The sequence below is a fragment of the Bacteroides timonensis genome (assembly GCF_000513195.1).
Lineage (GTDB): Bacteria > Bacteroidota > Bacteroidia > Bacteroidales > Bacteroidaceae > Bacteroides > Bacteroides timonensis.
In genome coordinates, this window is sequence record NZ_CBVI010000002.1 from 49,413 (window position 1) to 71,971 (window position 22,559).

General features: G+C 42.8%; 19 protein-coding genes. 14 read left to right on the plus strand and 5 right to left on the minus strand.

What is annotated here, in order from left to right:
- The 7 genes from BN161_RS01800 to BN161_RS01830 are packed head-to-tail and all read left to right on the plus strand — an operon-like array spanning position 1 to position 10,497.
- Positions 1–378, plus strand: coding sequence for an ApeI family dehydratase (locus tag BN161_RS01800; RefSeq protein WP_044262473.1), 378 nt, complete (start codon positions 1–3; stop codon positions 376–378).
- A 2-nt stretch (positions 379–380) separates the two neighbouring features.
- The gene (locus BN161_RS01805; RefSeq protein ID WP_044262475.1) at positions 381–1,571 is read left to right on the plus strand and encodes a DUF2062 domain-containing protein; all 1,191 of its coding nucleotides are present in this window, start codon (positions 381–383) and stop codon (positions 1,569–1,571) included.
- Positions 1,568–5,425, plus strand: coding sequence for a trifunctional MMPL family transporter/lysophospholipid acyltransferase/class I SAM-dependent methyltransferase (locus tag BN161_RS01810; RefSeq protein WP_044262476.1), 3,858 nt, complete (start codon positions 1,568–1,570; stop codon positions 5,423–5,425). Before BN161_RS01805 ends, BN161_RS01810 begins: the two co-directional genes overlap by 4 nt.
- Positions 5,422–6,912: a phytoene desaturase family protein gene (locus BN161_RS01815; protein ID WP_044262479.1), complete on the plus strand. Its 1,491-nt coding sequence runs from the start codon at positions 5,422–5,424 to the stop codon at positions 6,910–6,912. Before BN161_RS01810 ends, BN161_RS01815 begins: the two co-directional genes overlap by 4 nt.
- On the plus strand, positions 6,905–8,572 hold the full coding sequence (locus BN161_RS01820; RefSeq protein ID WP_044262481.1) for a C45 family autoproteolytic acyltransferase/hydolase: 1,668 nt from the start codon (positions 6,905–6,907) through the stop codon (positions 8,570–8,572). The genes BN161_RS01815 and BN161_RS01820 overlap by 8 nt, the downstream gene beginning before the upstream one ends.
- Before the next feature lies 1 nt (position 8,573).
- A complete protein-coding gene (locus BN161_RS01825) occupies positions 8,574–9,869 on the plus strand; it encodes a phenylacetate--CoA ligase family protein (protein ID WP_044262483.1) in 1,296 nt (431 codons plus the stop codon).
- A 58-nt stretch (positions 9,870–9,927) separates the two neighbouring features.
- On the plus strand, positions 9,928–10,497 hold the full coding sequence (locus BN161_RS01830) for a hypothetical protein (RefSeq protein ID WP_044262485.1): 570 nt from the start codon (positions 9,928–9,930) through the stop codon (positions 10,495–10,497).
- Between the two features lie 248 nt (positions 10,498–10,745).
- Here the strand turns inward: BN161_RS01830 and BN161_RS01835 are convergent, their stop codons facing one another.
- Positions 10,746–11,129 (minus strand): MerR family transcriptional regulator, encoded by a 384-nt coding sequence (locus tag BN161_RS01835; protein ID WP_044262486.1) that lies wholly within the window; start codon positions 11,127–11,129, stop codon positions 10,746–10,748.
- Between the two features lie 5 nt (positions 11,130–11,134).
- Positions 11,135–12,103: a M23 family metallopeptidase gene (locus BN161_RS01840; protein WP_007215113.1), complete on the minus strand. Its 969-nt coding sequence runs from the start codon at positions 12,101–12,103 to the stop codon at positions 11,135–11,137.
- Between the two features lie 152 nt (positions 12,104–12,255).
- Between BN161_RS01840 and alaS the strand changes: the two genes are divergently transcribed.
- From alaS to BN161_RS30280, 4 genes are all read left to right on the plus strand, one after another.
- Complete coding sequence (alaS, locus tag BN161_RS01845) at positions 12,256–14,874, plus strand: alanine--tRNA ligase (protein WP_044262488.1); 2,619 nt, start codon at positions 12,256–12,258, stop codon at positions 14,872–14,874.
- Positions 14,875–15,226: 352 nt separating this feature from the next.
- Positions 15,227–15,421 (plus strand): ATP-binding protein, encoded by a 195-nt coding sequence (locus BN161_RS30270; RefSeq protein ID WP_052356147.1) that lies wholly within the window; start codon positions 15,227–15,229, stop codon positions 15,419–15,421.
- Between the two features lie 29 nt (positions 15,422–15,450).
- Positions 15,451–15,858: an AAA family ATPase gene (locus tag BN161_RS30275; RefSeq protein WP_052356148.1), complete on the plus strand. Its 408-nt coding sequence runs from the start codon at positions 15,451–15,453 to the stop codon at positions 15,856–15,858.
- Positions 15,859–15,896: 38 nt separating this feature from the next.
- Positions 15,897–16,319, plus strand: a complete 423-nt coding sequence (locus BN161_RS30280; protein ID WP_052356149.1) for a DUF234 domain-containing protein — start codon at positions 15,897–15,899, stop codon at positions 16,317–16,319.
- Positions 16,320–16,643: 324 nt separating this feature from the next.
- Here BN161_RS30280 and BN161_RS01855 read toward each other — a convergent pair whose 3' ends face one another.
- Complete coding sequence (locus tag BN161_RS01855; RefSeq protein ID WP_044262490.1) at positions 16,644–17,474, minus strand: hypothetical protein; 831 nt, start codon at positions 17,472–17,474, stop codon at positions 16,644–16,646.
- A 93-nt stretch (positions 17,475–17,567) separates the two neighbouring features.
- Positions 17,568–18,986, minus strand: a complete 1,419-nt coding sequence (locus BN161_RS01860; RefSeq protein WP_044262492.1) for an ATP-dependent DNA helicase — start codon at positions 18,984–18,986, stop codon at positions 17,568–17,570.
- A gap of 95 nt (positions 18,987–19,081) precedes the next feature.
- Between BN161_RS01860 and BN161_RS01865 the strand changes: the two genes are divergently transcribed.
- The 3 genes from BN161_RS01865 to BN161_RS01875 are packed head-to-tail and all read left to right on the plus strand — an operon-like array spanning position 19,082 to position 21,107.
- Positions 19,082–19,768 (plus strand): hypothetical protein, encoded by a 687-nt coding sequence (locus tag BN161_RS01865; RefSeq protein ID WP_044262495.1) that lies wholly within the window; start codon positions 19,082–19,084, stop codon positions 19,766–19,768.
- Between the two features lie 20 nt (positions 19,769–19,788).
- On the plus strand, positions 19,789–20,568 hold the full coding sequence (locus BN161_RS01870) for a DUF3822 family protein (protein ID WP_044262497.1): 780 nt from the start codon (positions 19,789–19,791) through the stop codon (positions 20,566–20,568).
- Positions 20,559–21,107, plus strand: a complete 549-nt coding sequence (locus BN161_RS01875; RefSeq protein WP_044262499.1) for an RsmD family RNA methyltransferase — start codon at positions 20,559–20,561, stop codon at positions 21,105–21,107. The genes BN161_RS01870 and BN161_RS01875 overlap by 10 nt, the downstream gene beginning before the upstream one ends.
- Here BN161_RS01875 and cls read toward each other — a convergent pair.
- Positions 21,102–22,541 carry a cardiolipin synthase gene (gene cls / locus BN161_RS01880; protein WP_044262501.1) on the minus strand — a complete coding sequence of 480 codons (1,440 nt, stop codon included), beginning with the start codon at positions 22,539–22,541 and terminating at the stop codon, positions 21,102–21,104. The two genes, BN161_RS01875 and cls, sit on opposite strands and share 6 nt — an antisense overlap.
- Between the last annotated feature and the right edge of the window lie 18 nt (positions 22,542–22,559).

Here is a 22,559-nt window from a genome sequence, read left to right on the forward strand (position 1 = left end):
ATGGCTGAACTTCTTCCCAATTTCTATAAAGTCACGCACTCTGAGCATATCAATGAAACAGACTGGGTAGTGCAAGTCATGCTCAACCCACAACATGCTATTTATAACGGACACTTTCCACAACAACCCGTAGTTCCGGGCGTTTGTATGCTGCAAATAATAAAGGAGTGCATAGAGAAAATACAACAAGCTCCCCTGCAATACAAGCAGATAGCCTCATGCAAGTTTCTTTCTGTTATTAATCCGAATGAAACACCGGAATTAAAGTTCACATTGACTATCAAGAACAACGAAACGGGTACATTCCAGATTCTGGCTGAAGGAGCATCCTCAAAAGATATCTGTATCAAATTAAAAGCACAACTAATCGGCAAATAAATATGGAAGAACGTAGCGAGGAACTATGGCATGAGAAAGCCAGGCAACTTGGTATTGTAGTTATTATACCTACCTACAATAATGAAAAGACGCTGACTACCGTAATTGAAGATGTACTCTTCTATGTAGAAGATATCATCGTTGTCAATGACGGCTCTACCGATAGCACCCCTACTCTTCTGGAAAACTATCCGAACCTGCATATCATCACCCATCCTACCAATAAAGGAAAAGGAACTGCCTTAAAGAACGGATTGAAGCAGGCCAAAGCAGCCGGCTACCGATATGCCATCACTATAGATTCCGATGGACAGCATTTTGCTTCGGACATTCCTATCTTCATGGAAGAAATAGAAAAAGAACCGGATACGTTGCTGGTAGGTGCCCGTAATCTGACTTCGGACAATATGCCGGGCAAGAATACTTTTGCCAATAAATTCTCCAACTTCTGGTTTAAACTTGAAACCGGAGTAAAGCTTCAGGATACCCAATCGGGTTACCGGCTCTATCCATTACATAAAATCAATGTGCAGAGATTCTACTATACCGCTAAATATGAATTTGAGCTTGAAGCACTGGTCTTTGCAGTATGGGGAGGAACTACAGTCCGCAATATACCCATACATGTCTATTATCCGCCCCAGGAAGAACGTGTCTCCCACTTCCGTCCTTTCCGGGATTTCACTCGCATCAGCATATTGAATACCTTCTTAGTGTTCATTACTTTCCTCTGGATTTATCCGCGTAACTTCTTCCGGAAACTAACCTGGAGTAATTGCCGGAAATTCTTCCGGACTCACATTACACAGTCCGAAGAATCGAATCTGAAGATTACCTATGCCATTATGTTAGGTGTATTTATGGGAATAGTCCCGATTTGGGGATACCAGATGCTTGCCACTTTGTTTTTGGCTCATGTGCTTAAACTCAACAAAGTAATAGCTATTGTAGCAGCTAATATCAGTATTCCTCCCATGATTCCTTTCCTATTATATGGCAGTTACCTGACAGGATGTAAAGTCCTGAACAGGCCGGTTGAACTTCATCTTACCGATATCTCATTTGAAAATGTGAAATCGGTTTTAGAGCAATATTTAATTGGAAGTGTTATCTTTGCAACCGCTTGTAGTATACTGGCAGGTATTATAACGATCAGCCTGCTTACTATATACAGAAGGCCGAAAACAACATGACTCAGTTCTTTATCAGACTATATAATTATTTTCAAAGACACAAAGTTCTCTTCTACTTGTCACTCTGTGTTTGTGTCCTTTTTATGGGGTACTTCGCCTGGCAAGTCAGGTTTGAAGAGAATGTGACCCGTTTCTTTCCTGATACGAAAAACAGCCAGAACATCACCAAAGTATTTGATAACCTAAAAATAAAAGATAAGATTATCATCTTAATCTCTCCTGCCGACTCTACAGTAACTCCGGATTTAATGATAGAGGCCGGAGACCAACTGAAACAAAGCTTATTAGAAGAGTCTAACCAAACCTGGATTAAAGATATCTTTTCGGAAGTAGATGAAACAACCATTGAAAAAGCAACAGATTTTGTTTATGAAAATCTTCCGCTGTTCCTGACGGAAAAAGACTATCAGCACTTCGACTCACTTTTAACGCAAGAAGGCATAGAAGCCATGATGCGAAAGAACTATACCAACCTTCTTTCTCCCGCAGGTATAGCATTGAGAAGTTATATACAAAGAGACCCGTTAGGACTTGGGAATAACGTATTAAAGCATCTGCAGGATTTTCAGTTGGAAACCAATTATGAAATCAACAACGGACACATCTTTTCGAAGGATGGAAATACATTGCTGATGTTTATGACTCCGGTATTCGGAACAGGAAGTACCGGTGAGAATGAAAATCTGATCCGAATACTTGAAAATGAGTTGCAACAGGTTCAGAAAGAGTATCCTTCCATTCACGTATCTTACTTTGGAGGTCCCTCTGTCAGTGTCTATAATGCGCGACAGATTAAAAAGGATACCATTATTACTTCTTCGATCGCACTGCTGATTATCATTGTTTTCATCTCGCTGGTGTTTAAGCACAAGAAATCAATCCCTCTCATTGTCACTCCCGTTTTATTCGGGGGATTGTTCGCTTTATGCCTGATTTACTTTATTCAGGGATATATTTCTGCAATTGCCGTAGGTGCCGGATCGGCTATTCTGGGTATTGCGCTGAGTTACTCCATACACATGCTGGCCCATCAAAATCATGTTTCTACCGTCCAGCAATTGATTAAAGAAATAACTTATCCGCTTACAGTAGGCAGTTTCACTACAATAGGTGCATTCTTCGGACTTACTTTTACCACTTCCGAACTACTGCGTGATTTCGGTTTGTTTGCTTCTCTGGCACTTATCGGTACTACCCTTTTCTGTCTTATTTATCTTCCGCACTTCCTGAAAGGACAAGCAGATGTGAAACAAGGCAGGGTCTTACGCTTTATTGAGAAAATCAATGCCTATCCTTATGAAAAGAACAAATGGTTAGTAGGTGGTATCGTTATTATTACCCTTATCGGCTTATTTACTTCACAAAAAGTCAAGTTTAACGAAGACATGATGAGCCTCAACTATGAACCTCAACACTTAAAACAAGCAGAGGCTAAACTGGAACAGCTTTTCAATGCCCAAGAGAAAACCGTACTTTTTGTCAGTGTAGGTAAGAACATGACGGAAGCACTCGAAAGTTATGCAAATACCAATCAGCACTTATCCACTTTTAAAGAGCAGGGACTTATTAAAGCGTATGCATCTGCCGAGCAATTCTTAATTTCACCGGAAGAACAGCAAAAGCGTCTGGAACAATGGAACCAGTATTGGGGAGAGTCGGGAAAGATATCAACTATCCGTAAATACATAGACACCGCCGCCCGTACCTATCACTTCCGGGAAGGTAGTTTCAATGCATTTTACCAATGGTTAGAACACCCATTCCAGCCCTATAATTATCAGGACGATACAAATAGCATTGCCACTACCCTACTGAACGAATGGCAAACAAGTGCTGACTCCATCACGATGCTTGTTACCCAAGTACGCATCACTGATGATAATAAGGAAGAAGTCTACCAACAATTCAAGGATAATACGGATGTTGTAGTCTTCGACCGGAGTTATTTCACTAATCAATGGGTCTCTGCCATCAATAATGACTTTTACCTGATACTTTATATTTCTTCGTTCCTTATATTCCTGGCCCTATTGATTTCGTACGGGCGTATAGAATTAACCCTGATCTGTTTCCTGCCCATGCTCATCAGCTGGACCATTATTTTGGGCCTGATGGGGATTCTGGGTATCGAATTCAACATTATCAATATTATCCTCTCTACTTTCATTTTCGGTATCGGAGACGACTTCAGTATCTTCATCATGGATGGACTCCAAAACAAATACCGGACAGGGAAAGCAATCCTGAATTCCCATAAGACAGCTATTTTCTTCTCTGCATTCACAGCCGTTGTGGGAATGGGAACTTTAGTATTTGCCAAACATCCCGCCCTGCAATCCATTTCACTGATTTCCATCCTTGGAATGGTAGCGGTGGTATTAGTAGCCTATACCATACAACCTATTATTTTCCAGTTCTTTATTGTTAAACCGACTTCTAAGGGATTACCTCCGTATACCTTAATAGGCTTACTCCGCACGATCATCCTTTTCATGCTCTTCGTTACAGGATGTATAATTCTGAGAATTTTCATTTTCTTATTATACCTCATTCCGGTACGCCGCAGTTATAAGCAGCAGCTTGTTTGCCGGATTATCAACATTACTTGCAAAGGTATATTGGTAGTGGCAACATTCGTACGTAAAGAACACATCAACGTAACCAATGAGACATTCAAAAAGCCGGCTATCATAATAGCCAATCACCAGTCTTTCATTGATATCCTGGAGTTATTATCTTTTTCCCCGAAGATCATCATGATAACCAATCACTGGGTATGGAACTCTCCGGTATTTGGAAAAATCATTCAGTATGCAGGCTTCTTCCATGTAGACGAAGGATATGAACTTTGTGTGGAACGGATGCGGGAAAAAGTAAGAGAAGGATACTCCATTGCCATTTTCCCCGAAGGTACCCGGACCTATGACGGCAAGATGAAACGTTTTCATAAAGGTGCTTTCTATTTATCAGAAACTCTGCAATTGGATATTATTCCTATTCTGCTATACGGCAATGGAGAGATTATAGCCAAGGCACAACCTTTCTATGTCCGCAAAGGCATTATTTACTCTAAAATATTGCCTCGCATACTTTATAACGATGATTCATTCGGAACTACCTATCAGGAACGTACCAAGCGCATCTCTTCCTACATGAAAGAAGAATATGCACGTATTTGCCTGGAAAAGAATACACCGGCGAATCCGGCATTTTATGAGGCATTGGTACTGAACTATATCTATAAAAGTCCTGTCATCGAGTGGTACATCCGCATCAAAGTAAAGATGGAACACAATTACCAGTTATTCAATCAACTGATTCCAATGGAAGGACAGATTACGGATATCGGTTGTGGTCTAGGTCCTCTGTGTTATATGCTGTCTATGATATCCAAAGAAAGGCAAATATTAGGAATCGATTATGACGAAGATAAAATAGCTATAGCTCAACACGGCTGGCTTCGTGGCGAAAACCTTCGTTTTGAACATGCTGACGCATCGGTTTATGAGTTCCCGGAAAGTGATGTCTTCATCCTGAATGACGTATTGCATTACATGAATTATGAACATCAACATGACTTGCTAGTGAAATGCGCCAATCTTCTTCGTCCTGAAGGAATGATTATCGTACGTGATGGAAATTCCGCTGAAACCCATAAACATCGGCTAACCCGCCTCACTGAAGTTCTCTCTACCCAAGTTGTCAAGTTCAATCGCACTACGGATAAGCTCTGTTTCACTTCCGAAGCTCAAATTCAGAGCATAGCCCGGGAGTGTGGAATGGAAGTAAAGACTATCCGCAACGATAAATATACATCGAATACCATCTATATACTTAAAAAGCAATTACCATGAGTAAGTATGACATCATCATCATTGGAAGCGGGTTAGGTGGCCTTGAATGTGGAGCCATACTTAGTAAAGAAGGGTATAACGTATGTGTGCTCGAAAAGAACGAACTGTTTGGAGGATGCTTTCAGACCTATCGCCGGAAAGGACATTTGTTGGATACAGGAATTCATTATATAGGTAGCCTGGACGAAGGACAAGTCATGAATCAGTTTTTCCGGTATGTAGGAATCATGGATCACCTCAAAGTCCGGAAACTGGATGAAAATGCTTTTGATAAGATTTTCTATAAGAATCGCATATATGATTATGCAATGGGATACGAACGTTTTACCGATACCCTTTGCCGATCATTTCCTCACGAAAAAGAAAATCTCTGGCAATATACAACGTTACTGAAAGAAGTAGGCAACCTGATCAGTGTGGACAATCTGAAGAAAGGTATTATTTCTACTGAAGGAATGAAGTTCTTCAATACCTCAGCAGCAGGAATGATAGATAAGATTACCACCAATCCTGATTTGCAATCGGTATTGGCCGGCTCGGCACTTCTGTATGGTGGTTTAAGAGAACATTCCAACTTCTATGAACACGCCATGATTAACAACTCCTACATACAAGGAGCCTATCGGTTCATTGACGGAAGTATGCAAGTGGCCTCTGAAATGATCAATGTGATTCGTACTCATGGCGGAACAGTTTTGAACAACTGTGAGGTCACCCGTATCATTGTAGAGAACAATCAGGTAGCAGGGGTAGAGATAAACCATGTAGAGCGGATAGAAAGCAAATACATCATCTCTAACGTACACCCCAAACAAACATTAACCTTGCTGGACAAAACCCGCTGTATCAAAAATGCCTATATCTCCCGTATTAGTTCTTTAGAAAACACATACGGCATTTTCACTCTTTATCTGATTATGAGAGAGAAAAGTTATCCGTATCAGAACCAGAACCTCTATCTGCATGGAAACAACGATGTATGGTATGACAAGAAAGTCAATATGGGATATACCACCAATTGCATGATCTCCACACAAGCATCTTCCCGCAACAGTGATTATGCAGACGTCATTTCCATTCTGACTCCCATGTATATAGATGAACTGTCCGCCTGGCAGGATACACTTCCCGAACAACGAGGTGAAGACTATAAAGCCTTCAAAATGGGAAAAGCCAGGCAGTTATTGGAGTTCATCAAAAATCACGGGATCGATTTTACCGATCACATCGAGACAATGTATACCACTACTCCACTTAGCTACAGAGACTTTACGGGTACTTGCGACGGTTCCGCCTATGGAATTATCAAAGATTATAAATGTCCGCAAATCGGCTTTGTTTCCACCCGAACCAAATTGGGAAACTTACTTCTCACAGGACAGAACCTAAACGTCCACGGTGCTTTAGGAGTAACATTAACCTCCATCATCACTTGCGGCGAATTACTCGGACATGAATATTTAGCTAAACGAATAGGCCATGCATAAGATAGTAAAGAAAACAATTAAATATACGGCATGTGGCATAGGGGTGCTTCTCTTTGCCATTATCCTCTTTGTTAGCATACTCTATTTCTCTGCGGATATGCTGACTCCCGACTACTCCCCAAAAGCCAACGGAGAATTGGTACAGACAGATAGTCTTCGGGAATATGCGGGCAATTATCTGCGGCAAAGCAACAGTGGTCTGTGGGAATTGAAGGTGAGTGGCGACGCATTCCAGCGCGGTGAGGCCATAGGCAGACTTTCTTCTGATTTACTATATTATCAGGAGAAAGTCTTTGTTGACCAGATACGCGAAATCGTACCTTCTGACAATTATCTTAAGTTTCTCCGCTTCTTCATCGTACTTTTCAACCGTAATTTAGGAAAGAATGTCCCGGAAGAATTCAGAGATGAAATTTATGGCATTTCGCTCTCCTGTACCCATGAGTACGACTTTATCGGTACTCCCTACGAGCGCCAACTCAATTATCATTCGGCTCACGATCTGGGACATGCCATGCAAGATTACATGTTGGTAGGTTGCAGTTCCTTTGCCACCTGGGGAGAAAACAGTACCGACTCTTCCCTCATCATCGGACGCAATTTTGATTTTTATATGGGGGATAAGTTTGCACACAACAAACTGGTATCTTTTTATCAGCCCGAGCAAGGTTATAAATTTGCATCCGTGGGTTGGCCGGGTATGATCGGTGTACTTTCGGGCATGAATGAAACCGGACTCACGGTGACTATCAATGCTGCAAAATCGGATATGCCGACTGCTTCCGCTACTCCCATCTCTATCCTGACCAGAGAGATACTGCAATATGCCTCAACGATTGATGAAGCTTATGCCATCGCCCTGAAGCGGAAAACATTTGTTTCCGAATCCATACTGATCGGTTCCGCGCGGGATGGCAGAGCCGCTATCATTGAAAAGTCACCGGAGAAAACGGTACTTTTTACGAGTAGCGGTAATCTGATTATTTGTACGAACCATTATCAGTCGGATGCCTTCCGCAACGATGAACGTAACCAGGAAAACATTGCGACTTCCGATAGTCCCTATCGTTTTGCCCGTCTGCAAGAACTGTTGAAAGAGAATAATCCTATCGCCCCCATGAAAGCTGCTTCCATACTCCGCAACCAAAAAGGATTGGACAATATTGATTTGGGCATGGGTAATGAAACGGCTATCAATCAACTCATAGCCCATCACTCTGTTATTTTCCTGCCAGAGAAGCAGATCATGTACGTATCCACTTCTCCCTGGCAATGCGGCAAGTATATGGCATACGATCTGAACAAAATATTCAGCGATACTGTAAATTTCCATCACGAAATCGCCACTTTGAATCTGACTATTCCCGAAGACAACTTTATCAGACAAGCAAGCTACAAACAGTTCATGGCTTATAAACAGCTAACAAAGCTCATCCGGGAAAAGACCCGACGGAAAGAAACAATAGAAACAAAGGTTCTGAATCTTTATGAGGCATCCAATCCTTCGTTCTATTACGTTTACGAAGTATTGGGAGATTATTATGCTGCAATACAGCAAACAGATACAGCTATAACCTATTGGCAGAAAGCACTAACAATGCCCATACCCAAACAAGCAGAAAAAGTACGAATCCAACAAAAAATCAACAAAAACCAATAATATGGAAAAGAATCCAGACATACAGTTTCGTTCTCCCGAAGAGATTAAATTGTATCAGGAAGCCAGACTCACTGAGACCTTGGCTTACTTGCAGGCACATTCCCGCTTCTATCAGCAAATGTTCAAAGAACATTCCATAGACATCACCCGAATCAAGAAGATAGAAGACCTCCAACAAATTCCCGTTACCACCAAAACAGACCTGCAACTACATAATAGTGAATTCATCTGTGTAGACCCGGATGATATTATCGACTATGTCACCACTTCCGGAACTTTAGGAGATCCGGTTACTTTTGTACTGACCTCCAAAGACCTGGACCGTCTGGCATACAACGAGTTTTTGTCCTTCAATACCGCCGGATGCAGCCGACACGATATACTGCAACTGATGACCACCATAGACCGCCGCTTCATGGCAGGGCTGGCGTACTACTTGGGAGCCAGAGAGCTCGGTATGGGAGTAGCCCGTGTAGGCAACGGGATACCGGAACTGCAATGGGATACCATTCACCGTATTCACCCTACCTGCGGCATGGTCGTTCCTTCATTCCTTATTAAATTGATAGAGTTTGCCGAGAAAAATCAGATTGATCATAACACCTGTTCTATGAAGAAGTGTGTATGTATCGGCGAAGCACTGCGTAACCCTGACTTTACATTGAACACCCTTGGACAGCGTATCAGCGAAAAGTGGCCGTCACTCCAACTCTATTCCACTTATGCCTCTACGGAAATGCAATCGTCCTTCACCGAATGTTCTGAATTCCATGGCGGACACCTGCAACCCGAGCTTATTATTGTAGAATTTTTAGATGACAAGAACCTTCCGGTGAAAACAGGAGAACCGGGAGAAGTAACCATTACCACCTTAGGGGTAGAAGGTATGCCTTTACTTCGTTTCAAAACCGGAGATATCTGTTACCAATATACGGAAGCTTGTGCATGTGGCAGAAACACCATCCGGTTAAGTTCTGTGCTGGGACGAAAAGGACAAATGATAAAATACAAAGGAACAACTCTGTATCCACCTGCATTATTCGACATATTGGATGATATTCCCCGGGTAAAGAACTATGTTGTTGAGGTGTACACCAACAAGTTAGGTACAGACGAGATACTGATTCGGATTGGCAGTGACGAGAACAGCGAAAGCTTTGCCAAAGAAATTAAAGATTTATTCCGCTCTAAAATACGGGTAGCTCCTACTATCCGGTTTGAACCGGCAGAATATATCTCCCAGATACAAATGCCTCCGATGAGTAGAAAAAGCATCAAATTCTTTGATTTACGATAACTAATTTCTAATTTTGACAGAATAATAAACTGAGTACTGATTCTAAATTATTAATTGTATGAAAAAGTTATTCACCCTTCTGTTCCTTGCAACAAGCATGATTTGTTTCGGACAAAACAAGAACTTCCTTAAAGAAGTTGAAAGTATCAATTTCTATGGAGTGGACTATTCAGCAGCTAAAGTATTTGGCGCAGCAGAAACCCCGGCACAATTTAAAGTGGCATTTGATGGAATTAACCAATTGTTCATTACCGAAGCCAAGAAATATGACGTAAGTAAGAAGCTGAAAGTAAGAGTTAATGAAATCTCACTCGATGCTGTCAATCAGGTCAATGAAGCTATCGATCCACAAGAATTGATGACGACCAATGCAAGCTATGTGCTGAGTGAAGATCAGATTAAGCAAATTGTAAACGCACTTCCCACGCAAAAGAAACCGGGTATTGGCTTGGTTATCATTGCCAAATTACTGAACAAAGCAGAAGCATACGGTTCTTATCAAGTAGTATTCTTCAACACGGAAACGAAAGAAATAATACAAGACTGGGCAACCGGTGGTAAAGCAAGAGGTTTCGGGCTGCGTAATTATTGGGCAGGCTCCATCCATAAGGTTATAAGGAATCTATAAAAGCAAGATTGTATAAAAGAGATGATCCGTTAAGTAAAATTAAGCGATATTTATACACAAACCACGCTTCTACACGAAGAGGTTTTATCGCTAACTATCAACGGGTTACAAGATATCATTTTTTAGTAGACAAGAAGTTAAGAGTTTGTTGACAAGGAATTAACTTCTTGTCGACAAACTCTTAACTTCTTGTAATCGGGGACTTGAGACTTTATCCATTTTCCTTACACGGTATAAAGTAATCCTATTCATCCTTCTATTTCCTGAATATCTTTTTTCAGTTCATCCACCTGTTCATAAGTAAATCCGTCAAGAGCTCTCTTCATATTAAGCAGTTCTTCACGAACAGCTTTCAGACGATCTACAATTTCAAAGTTACGAAGAGTGTTTTCTTTATTGTCCTTCATTCGCTGGCGGGCACCGGGTAATGTCATTCCCCGTTCCTTCACCAGATGATAGATCAGCTTCACAGTTTCAATATCCTCTTTGCGATATTGCCGCACCCCACGACTCCCCTTCTTCGGAGAAAGTTGTGGAAACTCTTTCTCCCAGAAACGAAGCAAGGACTCGTTCACATCGAACATCTGGGCTACCTCACTGATGGAATAATATAATTTCAAGTCTTTATCCATAGCTGTTAATCGAGAACTTTACCATGGTTGGCAGCAATCTGTATCATCCGGTCGTAATCCTCAGCACTCAAGTCCATAAAGTAATAGTTGACAGGGTTGACTACCTGACCTTTTACGTGAACTTCATAATGCAAGTGAGGGCCTGTACTCTTTCCCGTACTACCTACTCCGCCAATAACTTCACCGCGTACCACCTTCTTTCCGACCTTGGTACGGAAATCACGCAAATGCGCGTATACGGTCTGATAACCAAATCCATGATCTACCACAATCCGGTTACCATATCCGGTTTGCCACCCCATCTGTATCACCGTACCATCTCCTGTGGCATAAACATCCGTACCCAAAGGTGCCGAGAAGTCCATACCTGCATGGAATTTTGTAGTTCCGTAAATAGGGTCGATACGCGTTCCGTAACCGGAAGCTGTTTTGCGAAGGTCTTTATTGGAAACAGGCTGGATAGCCGGGATACAACGCAACATTTCATCATGGCTCTTACACATATCCACCACATCATCGAAGGAACGCGACTGGATATAGAGTTGCTTGCTGAGCATATCCATCTTCTGAGTTGTATTCACTACCAGATCGGAGTTCGCCATATCCATCAGGTGTTCATAACGGTTAGTGCCGCCATACCCTGCCTGGCGAATAGCCGAAGGTACAGGGTCAGCCGCAAATATAACCCGATACAGGTTATCATCACGCTGTTGCACATCCTGCAACACCCCCATTGCCTCGTCCAGACGACGGGAAAGCACATTATATTGCGCTAAAAGTTGGCTATTTTCCTTCCTCAACTCTTTCTCGGAAGGTGAACCGAAGATAATCAGCAGAATAATGAAACTACCTGCCCCTAAGCCCATGCCGATAAACAAACGGCGCAGGAGACTCACCATCCGTTGCCGGACAGTAGGGTAAATACGGTCATAAGTCTGCGTCTGTGGATTATAAATGTAGTAAACTTTGCGCATCTTTTGGAAATATTTCGCTCATTAATACGGCAAAAGTAATAAAAACAAGCTATCTTTGCACAGTTTTTTCAAGAATATTAATACTAAGTAGCAAGTAGTTAGTAGATAATAGCGAACAGAAGATAGTAACAGATTAAGATAAATAGAAGAGTATGTTGACTGCAAATGAAATCCGGAACTCATTCAAGAGTTTCTTCGAGAGCAAAGGCCATCAGATAGTGCCCTCGGCTCCAATGGTAATTAAAGATGACCCGACACTGATGTTTACTAATGCGGGGATGAACCAGTTTAAAGATATTATTTTGGGTAACCACCCGGCAAAATATAAAAGAGTCGCGGACTCGCAGAAATGCCTGCGCGTTAGCGGAAAACATAATGACCTGGAAGAAGTAGGACACGATACGTACCACCATACCATGTTCGAGATGCTGGGTAACTGGTCGTTCGGTGACTACTTTAAGAAAGAGGCTATCAACTGGGCATGGGAATATCTGGTGGATGTACTGAAGATAGACCCTAAGAATCTGTATGCCACCGTATTCGAAGGTAGCTCCGAAGAAGGATTGGAACGGGACAATGAAGCTGCTGCCTTTTGGGAACAACACCTTCCGAAAGACCATATCCTCAACGGTAACAAGCATGATAACTTCTGGGAAATGGGCGATACAGGCCCGTGTGGTCCGTGTTCCGAGATACATATAGACTCACGTTCGGAAGAAGAGAAAGCCAAAGTTCCGGGTAGCCAATTGGTGAACAAGGATCATCCGCAGGTTATTGAAATCTGGAACCTCGTATTCATGCAATTCAACCGTAAAGCCGACGGAAGTCTGGAAGGACTTCCCGCCAAAGTTATCGATACAGGTATGGGTTTTGAACGCTTGGTACGCACACTGCAGGGCAAGACTTCAAACTATGATACGGACGTATTCCAGCCGATATTGAAAGCCATCGCTCACATGGCAGACACCACCTATGGCAAAGATAACCAACAGGACATCGCCATGCGTGTGATTGCCGACCACATTCGTACAATCGCTTTCTCTATTACAGACGGTCAGTTGCCTTCGAATGCAAAGGCAGGTTATGTAATCCGCCGTATTCTGCGCCGCGCAGTTCGTTACGGTTATACATTCCTGGGGCAGAGACAGGCATTCATGTATAAATTACTGCCGGTTCTGATTGAGAATATGGGTGAGGCTTATCCTGAACTGGAAGCACAGAAAGAACTGATCAGCAAGGTTATTAAAGAAGAAGAAGACTCTTTCCTCCGCACACTGGAAACCGGTATCCGCTTGCTGGATAAGACGATGGCTGACGCCAAAGCCGCCGGAAAGACAGAAATCAGCGGTAAGGATGCCTTTACCTTATATGATACTTTCGGTTTCCCGCTCGACCTGACGGAACTGATTCTTCGTGAAAACGGTATGACTGCCGACATCAAGGAGTTCGATGCCGAGATGCAACAGCAGAAACAACGTGCCCGCAATGCCGCTGCCATAGAAACCGGCGACTGGATCACACTGAAAGAAGGAACTACTGAATTTGTAGGCTACGACTATACGGAATATGAAACAAGCATCCTCCGTTACCGTCAGGTGAAACAGAAAAACCAGACATTGTATCAGATCGTACTGGACTATACCCCGTTCTATGCCGAAAGTGGTGGCCAGGTAGGTGATACAGGTGTATTGGTCAGCGAATTCGAAACAATTGAAGTAATTGATACAAAGAAGGAAAATAACCTTCCGATACATATCACCAAAAAATTGCCTGCACATCCGGAAGCTCCGATGATGGCTTGCGTAGATACCGACAAACGTGCTGCCTGTGCAGCCAATCACTCGGCTACCCACTTGCTGGACTCTGCACTCCGCGAAGTACTGGGCGAGCATGTAGAGCAAAAGGGTTCTTTAGTAAGCCCCGACTCACTGCGTTTCGACTTCTCTCACTTCCAGAAAGTGACAGACGAAGAAATCCGCCAGGTAGAACATCTGGTGAATGCTAAAATCCGTGCCAACATACCTTTGAAGGAATATCGCAATATTCCTATTGAAGATGCCAAAGAATTGGGTGCTATCGCCTTGTTCGGTGAAAAGTACGGCGACCATGTGCGTGTTATTCAGTTCGGTTCATCCGTTGAGTTCTGTGGAGGTACACACGTTGCCGCTACCGGAAACATCGGTATGATAAAGATCATATCTGAAAGTTCCGTTGCTGCCGGCGTACGCCGTATCGAAGCTTACACCGGTGCACGCGTAGAGGAATTGATGGACACCATCGAAGATACGCTGAAAGATCTGAAAGCTCTCTTCAACAATGCACCCGACTTGGCCGGAACCATCCGCAAGTACATTGAAGAGAATGCCGGATTGAAGAAACAGATGGAAGACTTCATGAGGGAGAAAGAGGCACAGATAAAGGAAAGATTGCTGAAAAACATGCAGGAAATCCACGGCATAAAAGTAATTAAGATTTGTGCTCCGATACCTGCAGAAAACATTAAGAATATTGCATTCCAACTACGTGGCGAGATTACAGAAAACCTGTGTTTCGTTGCTGGAACGATCAATGAAGGAAAACCGATGCTGACAGTAATGTTGAGTGATAACCTTGTAGCCGGCGGATTGAAAGCCGGAAACCTGGTAAAAGAAGCTGCCAAACTGATTCAAGGCGGCGGCGGCGGCCAACCTCACTTTGCAACAGCAGGTGGAAAGAACATTGACGGGCTGAATGCAGCAATAGAAAAGGTACTGGAACTTGCCGGAATTTAATCCGCTTTTCAGCTTCACACCTAATTAATATAGAAGCTCCGCTTTTGGCAGATTATAATGCGTATGCTCTGTAATCTGTCAAAAGCGGAGCTTCTTATTTATTGAAACGACTACATCTTTAGTATCGTTAAAAAACGAACTGTCGCTTTATTGAAAAGGACTTCATTAATTCCAGCCACCTTTCTAATATCGGAGCCAACAAATTTACTCATATCATTGCTACCGAATGTCTACTAAAAAATAGTCAGCAATTCCCTTGCCAATCTCCCCACAATCCCTATCTTTGTCATTAGCGCAACCACGGTTACAGTAACCACTGTTGCGCTAATCAGGCAAATTAAGGAGGAAGATTATGAAATTCTACGATAGAGTGCAGATATTGGAAATCCTGCGGGAAATTGAAGCGATGTCCGCCGAATCGGCACAAATGACGATAATGGTGGGACGCAGACGTGTAGGAAAAACAACACTATTGCGGAATGCTTTCATCACAACACCGGTGCTTTATTTCTTTACTGGGATGCCAATAAAGAAGAGAGCCGGATAAATTTAGTGATTTGCGGTTCTATCTACTCAATGATGAAGCAGATATTCGAGAATTCGAAAGAACCCCTCTATGGCAGAGCAACCGCCCGGATGCATATTCTTCCGTTTGAAACCAGTACGCTAAAAGAAATCCTTGCCGATAATTATCCCGATTATAAACCTGAAGACCTGCTGGCTTTCTATCTGCTTACCGGTGGTGTAGCCAAATACATCGAGCAATTGGTCATCCGCAAGGCATTCACCAAAGAGAAAATATTAAAAGCGGTACTGTCTCCCGGTTCTTACTTTCTAGAGGAAGGTAAGGATGTACTGATAGAAGAGTTTGGCAGAGACTACAACAATTATTTTTCCATCCTTGCACTGATTGCTTCTTCTAAGACAGCACGCGGAGATATTGAAAGTACACTGAACATGCCGGTGGCTATCTGGATAAGTTAGAAAACGAATACAACATCATCCGTCGTGTACGCCCATTCATGGCAAAGGAAGGAAGCCGGAACAACAAATACCGTATTGTGGATAACTTCCTGCAATTCTGGTTCCGCTTCATCTATAAGTATCGCAGTGCAGTAGAAATTGGAAACTTGGATTATGTACGTCAGATAGTAGAGCGTGACTATGAAACGTATAGCGGCTACGTACTCGAAAAGTATTTCCGGCAATTGCTGGCCGAATCAAAGTCCTATTCAAACGTGCAGAGCTATTGGGACCGGAAAGGAGAAAATGAAATAGACATCATTGCCGTAAACGATTTTGAGAAGCGACTACTGATAGGAGAAATAAAGCGGAATAAAGAACAGATCAACCTACATATTTTAGAAAATAAGGCGGTAGATATAGTCAAGAGATATACAGATTATCAAGTAGAATACCGGGGCTTTTCTCTGGAAGATTTATAAAATAAACACCGGAACACTTGACATCGCCTTTGGAATATAGTATATTTGTATCGTCAGATTATAGATACTTCTATTTCAAATCAGAATAAACGGGGAGGCATTGCTTCTCCGTTTCTATTTGCTTCAAACAGATGATGCGTTTACGAAAAACAGACCGTTTGTTTGAGCAAAATGCACCGTCTGTTTGAATAAAATTCATCATCTGTTTCAGGTTAACACATCATCTGTTTGCAGAAAAAAGAAACGGGAAAGCCGAAGCCCTCCCGTTCCGTTAAACATACATAAATTCTCTCTTGACAAAAAGGTTAGATTAGTATATCTTTTTCAATTATTTATACTCTGATTGTATGGGCTCAAGCGTTCCACATGGTAAACCCTGCATCCTGCCGGAACTTCTACCGGACAGGCTTCGGTAACGTCTTCCCAAAAGTCCATATATTCCATTACAGACATTCTGGTGAGACCAGGACCATTGAAAGTGTAGAAATGCTCTTCATTATTATACTTAAACAGCAGGCCTAAACGTTCCACTTCACCGTCAACAACCGGCACTCTTTCGTACCGCCCTATCATAGGAGCAATAGCAGAATCATCCGGACGAACACGTAAAGTTCCTTTTTCCCACATCTCAGATTCGTTATCCGGTATCATCTCATAGCATCCTCCCACTTTTACGGTAAAGAAGTCGGCGAATGCATCCGCTATATTCTTCTTTTGCTCTTCCGTTGCCTCCCCGGTAAGCACAATGCCGTCCTTTGCCTTATACAAAACAAATTTCACACACTCATCTACTTTCACTCGCAGCATTGCCGAAGAACCACTACCGTCTCTTACCGTTATCGCAGTCTCACCTTGTGCTTTAGGAGTAACCAATATGCGCTGATAACCATTTTCATTTTTCACAAAAGCAGCGGTTACCACAGCATCGTCGCCGTTTATTATGGCATAGTTGCCATCACCTCCATCCACACCGACAATAATACCTTCCGGTTTACTCAAATAGAGATTCACGGAACCGATCAGGTTATCACAAGTCCCAACCTGGTAAATAGGCGCCTCTCCCGTAAAAAATACCATATCACGATAATCATCCTCGCATGCAGTACCCACAAACAAGAGTGAAATCAACATTAGAATAGAATAGATGTGTTTCATTGTTTTAGTCTTTTTATATCGGATTCATATAATGAAAATGCAGTAAATAGTTAATTACTGCATGCGAACAGATATTTTTTTAATCCCAGCTATTTATACGATTTGTTCTTTCGGGTAATTCACCAGATACAAAGTACCTGTGGCACGGGTAAAAGCCGTATATAACCAGCGGAAATAATCCGGTGTCAAATATTCATCCGTCATATACCCCTGGTCAAGAAATACATTCTTCCATTGCCCACCCTGCGCTTTATGGCAAGTAACGGCATAAGCATACTTCACTTGCAAAGCATTATAATGCGGATCAGCCTTCATCTTTTTCATCCGTTCGCGCTTTACAGGAATGTCAGCATAATCTTCGAGCACAGCATAAAACAGCCTGTCATTGTCCGCTTTAGGCAAAGCCGGCGCATCACTATGCAAAGTATCTAACAATAGATTAACTTCCAGTTCAAAATCCCCGTAATCAGGAAAAGTGAGCAGAACTTCTGCAAAACGGAAACCATACAACTCACGTGTACGACGCATCCGGTGAAGAACAGCTATCTCACCATTGGCAATGAAATCCATTTCTTTACTTTTTTCTGTCCAGTAGTAATTATTCTTTGCTACCATCAGCAAGTCGCCCGTGTTCAATTCATCTTCCCGCCAAAGGATTTGCGCGCGTATACCATTATTATAGATATTCGCACGCTTATTGGAACGGCATACGACAATGGTTTCATCCATCCCGTCACGGTCGTAGCAAGTGCTCAACGTATCTATCAGTTCATCGCCCGGAACTACCTTTATATCAGCGAACCCCGATACCTTTATCTTTGGCAGACTCTCGCAGGTATCTTCAGCTATAAGTTGGCGCAACCGGGTAGCATTCCATAATATACCGGAGTCCTGCACCTGACGTACTACCTGCGTCAAATCTACCTCTATCACCTCCAGCCCATAACCTTTCAGTGCCTCGGCAAACAAGGCAGGACTCTGTTCTTCACCCACCGGAGGAAGCTGCGCCGTATCCCCCATCAGTATCAATCGACATCCTGTACCGGAATAAACAAACTGTATCAAATCGTCCAGCAAACGCCCTGTACCAAACACAGCACCGGATAACCCCTCGTTCGAAATCATCGAAGCCTCATCCACTATATATAAGGTATGAGTAGTCAAATTATCGTTTACAGAGAAGTTACTCACCTCATTGGAGAAAGACTGCTGACGGTAAATCTTTTTGTGAATAGTAAACGCCGGATGCCCCGCATAAGCCGAAAAGACTTTCGCCGCCCGCCCCGTAGGAGCCAACAGAATTGACTTCTGTTGCAACTTATCCAATGTCCGTACCAGCGCTCCGACCAGCGAAGTTTTTCCTGTACCAGCATATCCGCGCAGCACAAAAACCGCATCATTACGGGGAGATAACAAGAAGGCAGCTAATGATTTTAGTACTATTTCTTGCTCAAAAGTTGGTTCATAAGGAAAATTTTCCTTAATTTGCGTTTCTAAATAGTTATTTATCATTTTTGTAATAGAAAAAAGTTACAGGAACTATCGCCATTAGAATTATTTATTTTATTTTTGCGGTACGAATATAACAACTAAAAAACATATTTATCATGAAAACAGTATTTAATATCGTTTTAGGCTTGTGTGCAGTGGTACTGATCTACATCTGCTATACCAGCGTTATGGGTCCTATTAATTTCGAAAAGGCTAGAAAGCACAGAGAGAAGGCAGTTATTGCCCGCTTAATGGACATCCGTAAAGCACAGCAGGAGTATCGTAACTTGAACCACCAACAGTACACGGCAAGTTTCGACACTTTGATTGACTTCGTTAAAAATCAGAAGTTGCCGTTCATCTTCAAACAAGGTGAATTGAATGACAAGCAGTTGGAAGACGGTATGACAGAAAGAAAAGCTATTGCCATTATCAACAAAGCTAAGAAAACCGGTAAATACGATGAAGTAAAGAAAGCAGGCTTGGAAAACTTCAAGCGTGACACCATGTGGGTTGCAGTATTGGATACAGTATTCCCCAAAGGTTTCAATCCTGATTCTATGAGATATGTCCCTTACGGTGGCGGCGCACAATTCGAAATGGCTATCAAGAACGATACAGCTAAATCCGGTGCTCCTTTCTGTCTGCTCGAAGTTAAGACTCCGTATGAAACTTACCTGGGTGGTCTGGACAAGCAAGAAATTGCTAACATGAAAGACGTACAAACTAAGTTGGGTAAATACTGCGGTCTGATGATCGGTAGCTTGGAAACTGCTAACAATAACGCAGGTAACTGGGAATAATTCCCTATCCGCAACACTGTATGATAGAAACGATTGACTTTAGTAAATCGGAACAATATACGTTATCCATCCGCCTCAGTGCGGATGGATTTTCTTTTTCTGTATTCAACCCTCTGGGTGAAGGCGAGCTCTCTTTCTTTGACCAGAAAGTAGAAGAATCACTCTCCCTCACAGCCAATCTAAAACAGACTTTCCGTGAAGTGGAATGGCTTAAACACCCTTATCGCCGGGTAAATATACTCATGGCGGACAAGCGCTTCACCCTCGTGCCGCTGGAGTTCTTTGAAGACGAACAGACGGAAACACTTTTTTATCATAACCACCCGAAACGGGAAAACGAAATTGTGCAATACAACATTCTGCGAAAGAATAATGCCGTAGTATTGTTCAGTATGGACAAGAGTGCCCGTTCTTTCCTATGCGAACAATATCCCGATGTAAGATTTTATTCACAGGCAAGTTCGTTCATCGAACATTTCTCCAGCAAAAGCCGCCTGGGCAACAGCCGGAAAATGTACGTGCATCTGCGGAAAGATGCCGCCGACCTGTATTGCTACGACCGCAATCACCTGTTGCTTGCCAACTCTTTTGAATGTAAACAGACAGCGGACCGCATCTATTACCTATTATATATATGGAAGCAACTCGGCTTTGAACAGGAACGTGACGAAATGCACCTCACCGGTGAATTGTCCGACAAAGAAGCTTTGCTCAGTGAACTACGAAAATTCATCCGGCAGGTATTCATCATGAACCCTGCCACTAACCTCGACCTACAAGCAATAACCACATGCGAGTAATCAGCGGAATATATAAAAGAAGAAGATTTGACGTGCCCCGTACCTTCAAGGCACGGCCCACAACAGATTTTGCCAAAGAGAATCTGTTCAATGTACTTGCCAACTATCTGGATTTTGAGGACGGAGTATCCGCACTCGATCTCTTTGCAGGAACCGGCAGCATCAGCATCGAACTGGTATCACGGGGTTGCGACCGCGTAATCAGCGTTGAAAAAGACCGGGACCACCATGCTTTCATCTGTAAGATAATGCAAGAGGTAAAGACCGATAAATGTATCCCTATCCGTGGCGATGTATTCAAATTCATCAAAGGAGGACGTGAACAGTTCGATTTTATCTTTGCCGATCCTCCGTACGAATTGCAGGGATTGGAAACCATTCCTAATCTTATCTTCGAAAACAATCTCTTGAAAGAGGAAGGCTTGCTTGTATTGGAACATGGAAAGAAAGATAACTTCGAAGATCATCCGAACTTTGTAGAGAGACGGGTATATGGCAGTGTGAACTTCTCGATATTTATTCTTCATTCTTCATTATAAAAGCGGTGCCATCAGTCGCACCACACTCTCGGCAGCTTTCCGCCACCAGGGACGCTTCACCCAGTTTTTAAGAAAGATCTGCACACACTCGCGTTGATCCTGAAGAAAGATTTCACGCATTTGCAGTGCAGTTTCAGTATCATAAATAAAAGCGTTCACCTCAAAATTATGCTCGAAGCTGCGGAAGTCCACATTGGTAGAGCCAACAGTAGTAAGTTCATCATCCGACACCATCAGTTTGGAGTGCAGAAAACCTATCTTATAAAAATAAACTTTCACACCAGCCTGCAATACATCTGCCAGATAGGAACAAGAACCTAAATGCGTAAGGCGATTGTCCGCACGCAAGGGCAGCATCAGTCGAACATCAACTCCTGCCAATGCGGCCGTTTGCATGGCAGCCAGTATCTGTTCCGTAGGCAAGAAGTAAGGGGTCTGTATATAGAAATATTTCTTCGCACCGGAAATTGCCATACTCAATCCTTGCATAATTTCTTTCCAGGGACCGATAGGATCACTCGTCACAATCTGTACTAACGAATTACCCGATGCCTCCATTTTCGGGAAATAACGGGAGGCACTGATCAAAGTACGGTCTACAAAATACCAGTCGAGCAAGAAAGCGGTCTGCAAGCCATGCACGGCTTTGCCTTCCAATAAAAGATGCGTATCGCGCCAAATACCCCATGAAAACCCACGCATATAGCGTTCTGCCAGATTCATCCCACCCACAAAACCGATTCGCCCGTCAATCACAACAATCTTACGGTGGTTGCGATAGTTCACTTTGCTGGTGAACAGGGGGAAACGTACTTTCAGAAAGCTGCGTACCTCGATACCTGCCGAACGCATTTCATCATAGAAACGGTTGGGCACATGCCAGCATCCTACATCATCATAGATGACACGCACCTCAACGCCCGCCCGTACTTTCTCTATCAGTACATCCCGCACCATTCGCCCGATGGCATCATCCTCAAAAATATAAAATTCAATATGGATATGTTGCCGGGCTTTAGCCAGTTCCCGCAACAGGGATTGCAACATGGAAGCACCGCTGGTATAAGTCTCTACACGGTTGCCGTCAAAAGGAAACGCCTGGGTTGTATTGCGAAATAAAGAAATGAGCCGGCTATAAGCTATAGGCAAGGTAGTGGCATCCTGCGCCAGATATTCCACCATCGGTTTATTCAACAGACGGTTATAAATCTTCTGCTCTATTATTCGCTCGCGCCTCCGGCTACGCCCGAAAAAGAAGTAAAAGACCAGTCCCACAACAGGCAGAAACATCAATACCAATATCCATGCCAGTGTCTTCACCGGATTACGATTGTCGAGAATGATAACAACAATTGTTCCGATGATAGCGCCAAAGTAAATAATATCAAAGGCGACGGTAGCTACTTGGTTTAGTATATAGTTCCAGTCAATCACAAAAGCAAATATAGAGAA

Coding starts and splice junctions, on each gene's coding strand:
- BN161_RS01805 (WP_044262475.1), top strand. CDS start 381: ATGGAAGAACGTAGCGAGGAACTATGGCATGAGAAAGCCAGGCAACTT.
- BN161_RS01835 (WP_044262486.1), bottom strand. CDS start 11,129: ATGGATAAAGACTTGAAATTATATTATTCCATCAGTGAGGTAGCCCAG.
- BN161_RS01815 (WP_044262479.1), top strand. CDS start 5,422: ATGAGTAAGTATGACATCATCATCATTGGAAGCGGGTTAGGTGGCCTT.
- BN161_RS30275 (WP_052356148.1), top strand. CDS start 15,451: ATGATGAAGCAGATATTCGAGAATTCGAAAGAACCCCTCTATGGCAGA.
- BN161_RS01820 (WP_044262481.1), top strand. CDS start 6,905: ATGCATAAGATAGTAAAGAAAACAATTAAATATACGGCATGTGGCATA.
- BN161_RS01865 (WP_044262495.1), top strand. CDS start 19,082: ATGAAAACAGTATTTAATATCGTTTTAGGCTTGTGTGCAGTGGTACTG.
- BN161_RS30270 (WP_052356147.1), top strand. CDS start 15,227: ATGAAATTCTACGATAGAGTGCAGATATTGGAAATCCTGCGGGAAATT.
- BN161_RS01875 (WP_044262499.1), top strand. CDS start 20,559: ATGCGAGTAATCAGCGGAATATATAAAAGAAGAAGATTTGACGTGCCC.
- BN161_RS01830 (WP_044262485.1), top strand. CDS start 9,928: ATGAAAAAGTTATTCACCCTTCTGTTCCTTGCAACAAGCATGATTTGT.
- BN161_RS01860 (WP_044262492.1), bottom strand. CDS start 18,986: ATGATAAATAACTATTTAGAAACGCAAATTAAGGAAAATTTTCCTTAT.
- alaS (WP_044262488.1), top strand. CDS start 12,256: ATGTTGACTGCAAATGAAATCCGGAACTCATTCAAGAGTTTCTTCGAG.
- BN161_RS01855 (WP_044262490.1), bottom strand. CDS start 17,474: ATGAAACACATCTATTCTATTCTAATGTTGATTTCACTCTTGTTTGTG.
- BN161_RS30280 (WP_052356149.1), top strand. CDS start 15,897: ATGGCAAAGGAAGGAAGCCGGAACAACAAATACCGTATTGTGGATAAC.
- BN161_RS01870 (WP_044262497.1), top strand. CDS start 19,789: ATGATAGAAACGATTGACTTTAGTAAATCGGAACAATATACGTTATCC.
- BN161_RS01810 (WP_044262476.1), top strand. CDS start 1,568: ATGACTCAGTTCTTTATCAGACTATATAATTATTTTCAAAGACACAAA.
- BN161_RS01825 (WP_044262483.1), top strand. CDS start 8,574: ATGGAAAAGAATCCAGACATACAGTTTCGTTCTCCCGAAGAGATTAAA.
- BN161_RS01840 (WP_007215113.1), bottom strand. CDS start 12,103: ATGCGCAAAGTTTACTACATTTATAATCCACAGACGCAGACTTATGAC.
- BN161_RS01800 (WP_044262473.1), top strand. CDS start 1: ATGGCTGAACTTCTTCCCAATTTCTATAAAGTCACGCACTCTGAGCAT.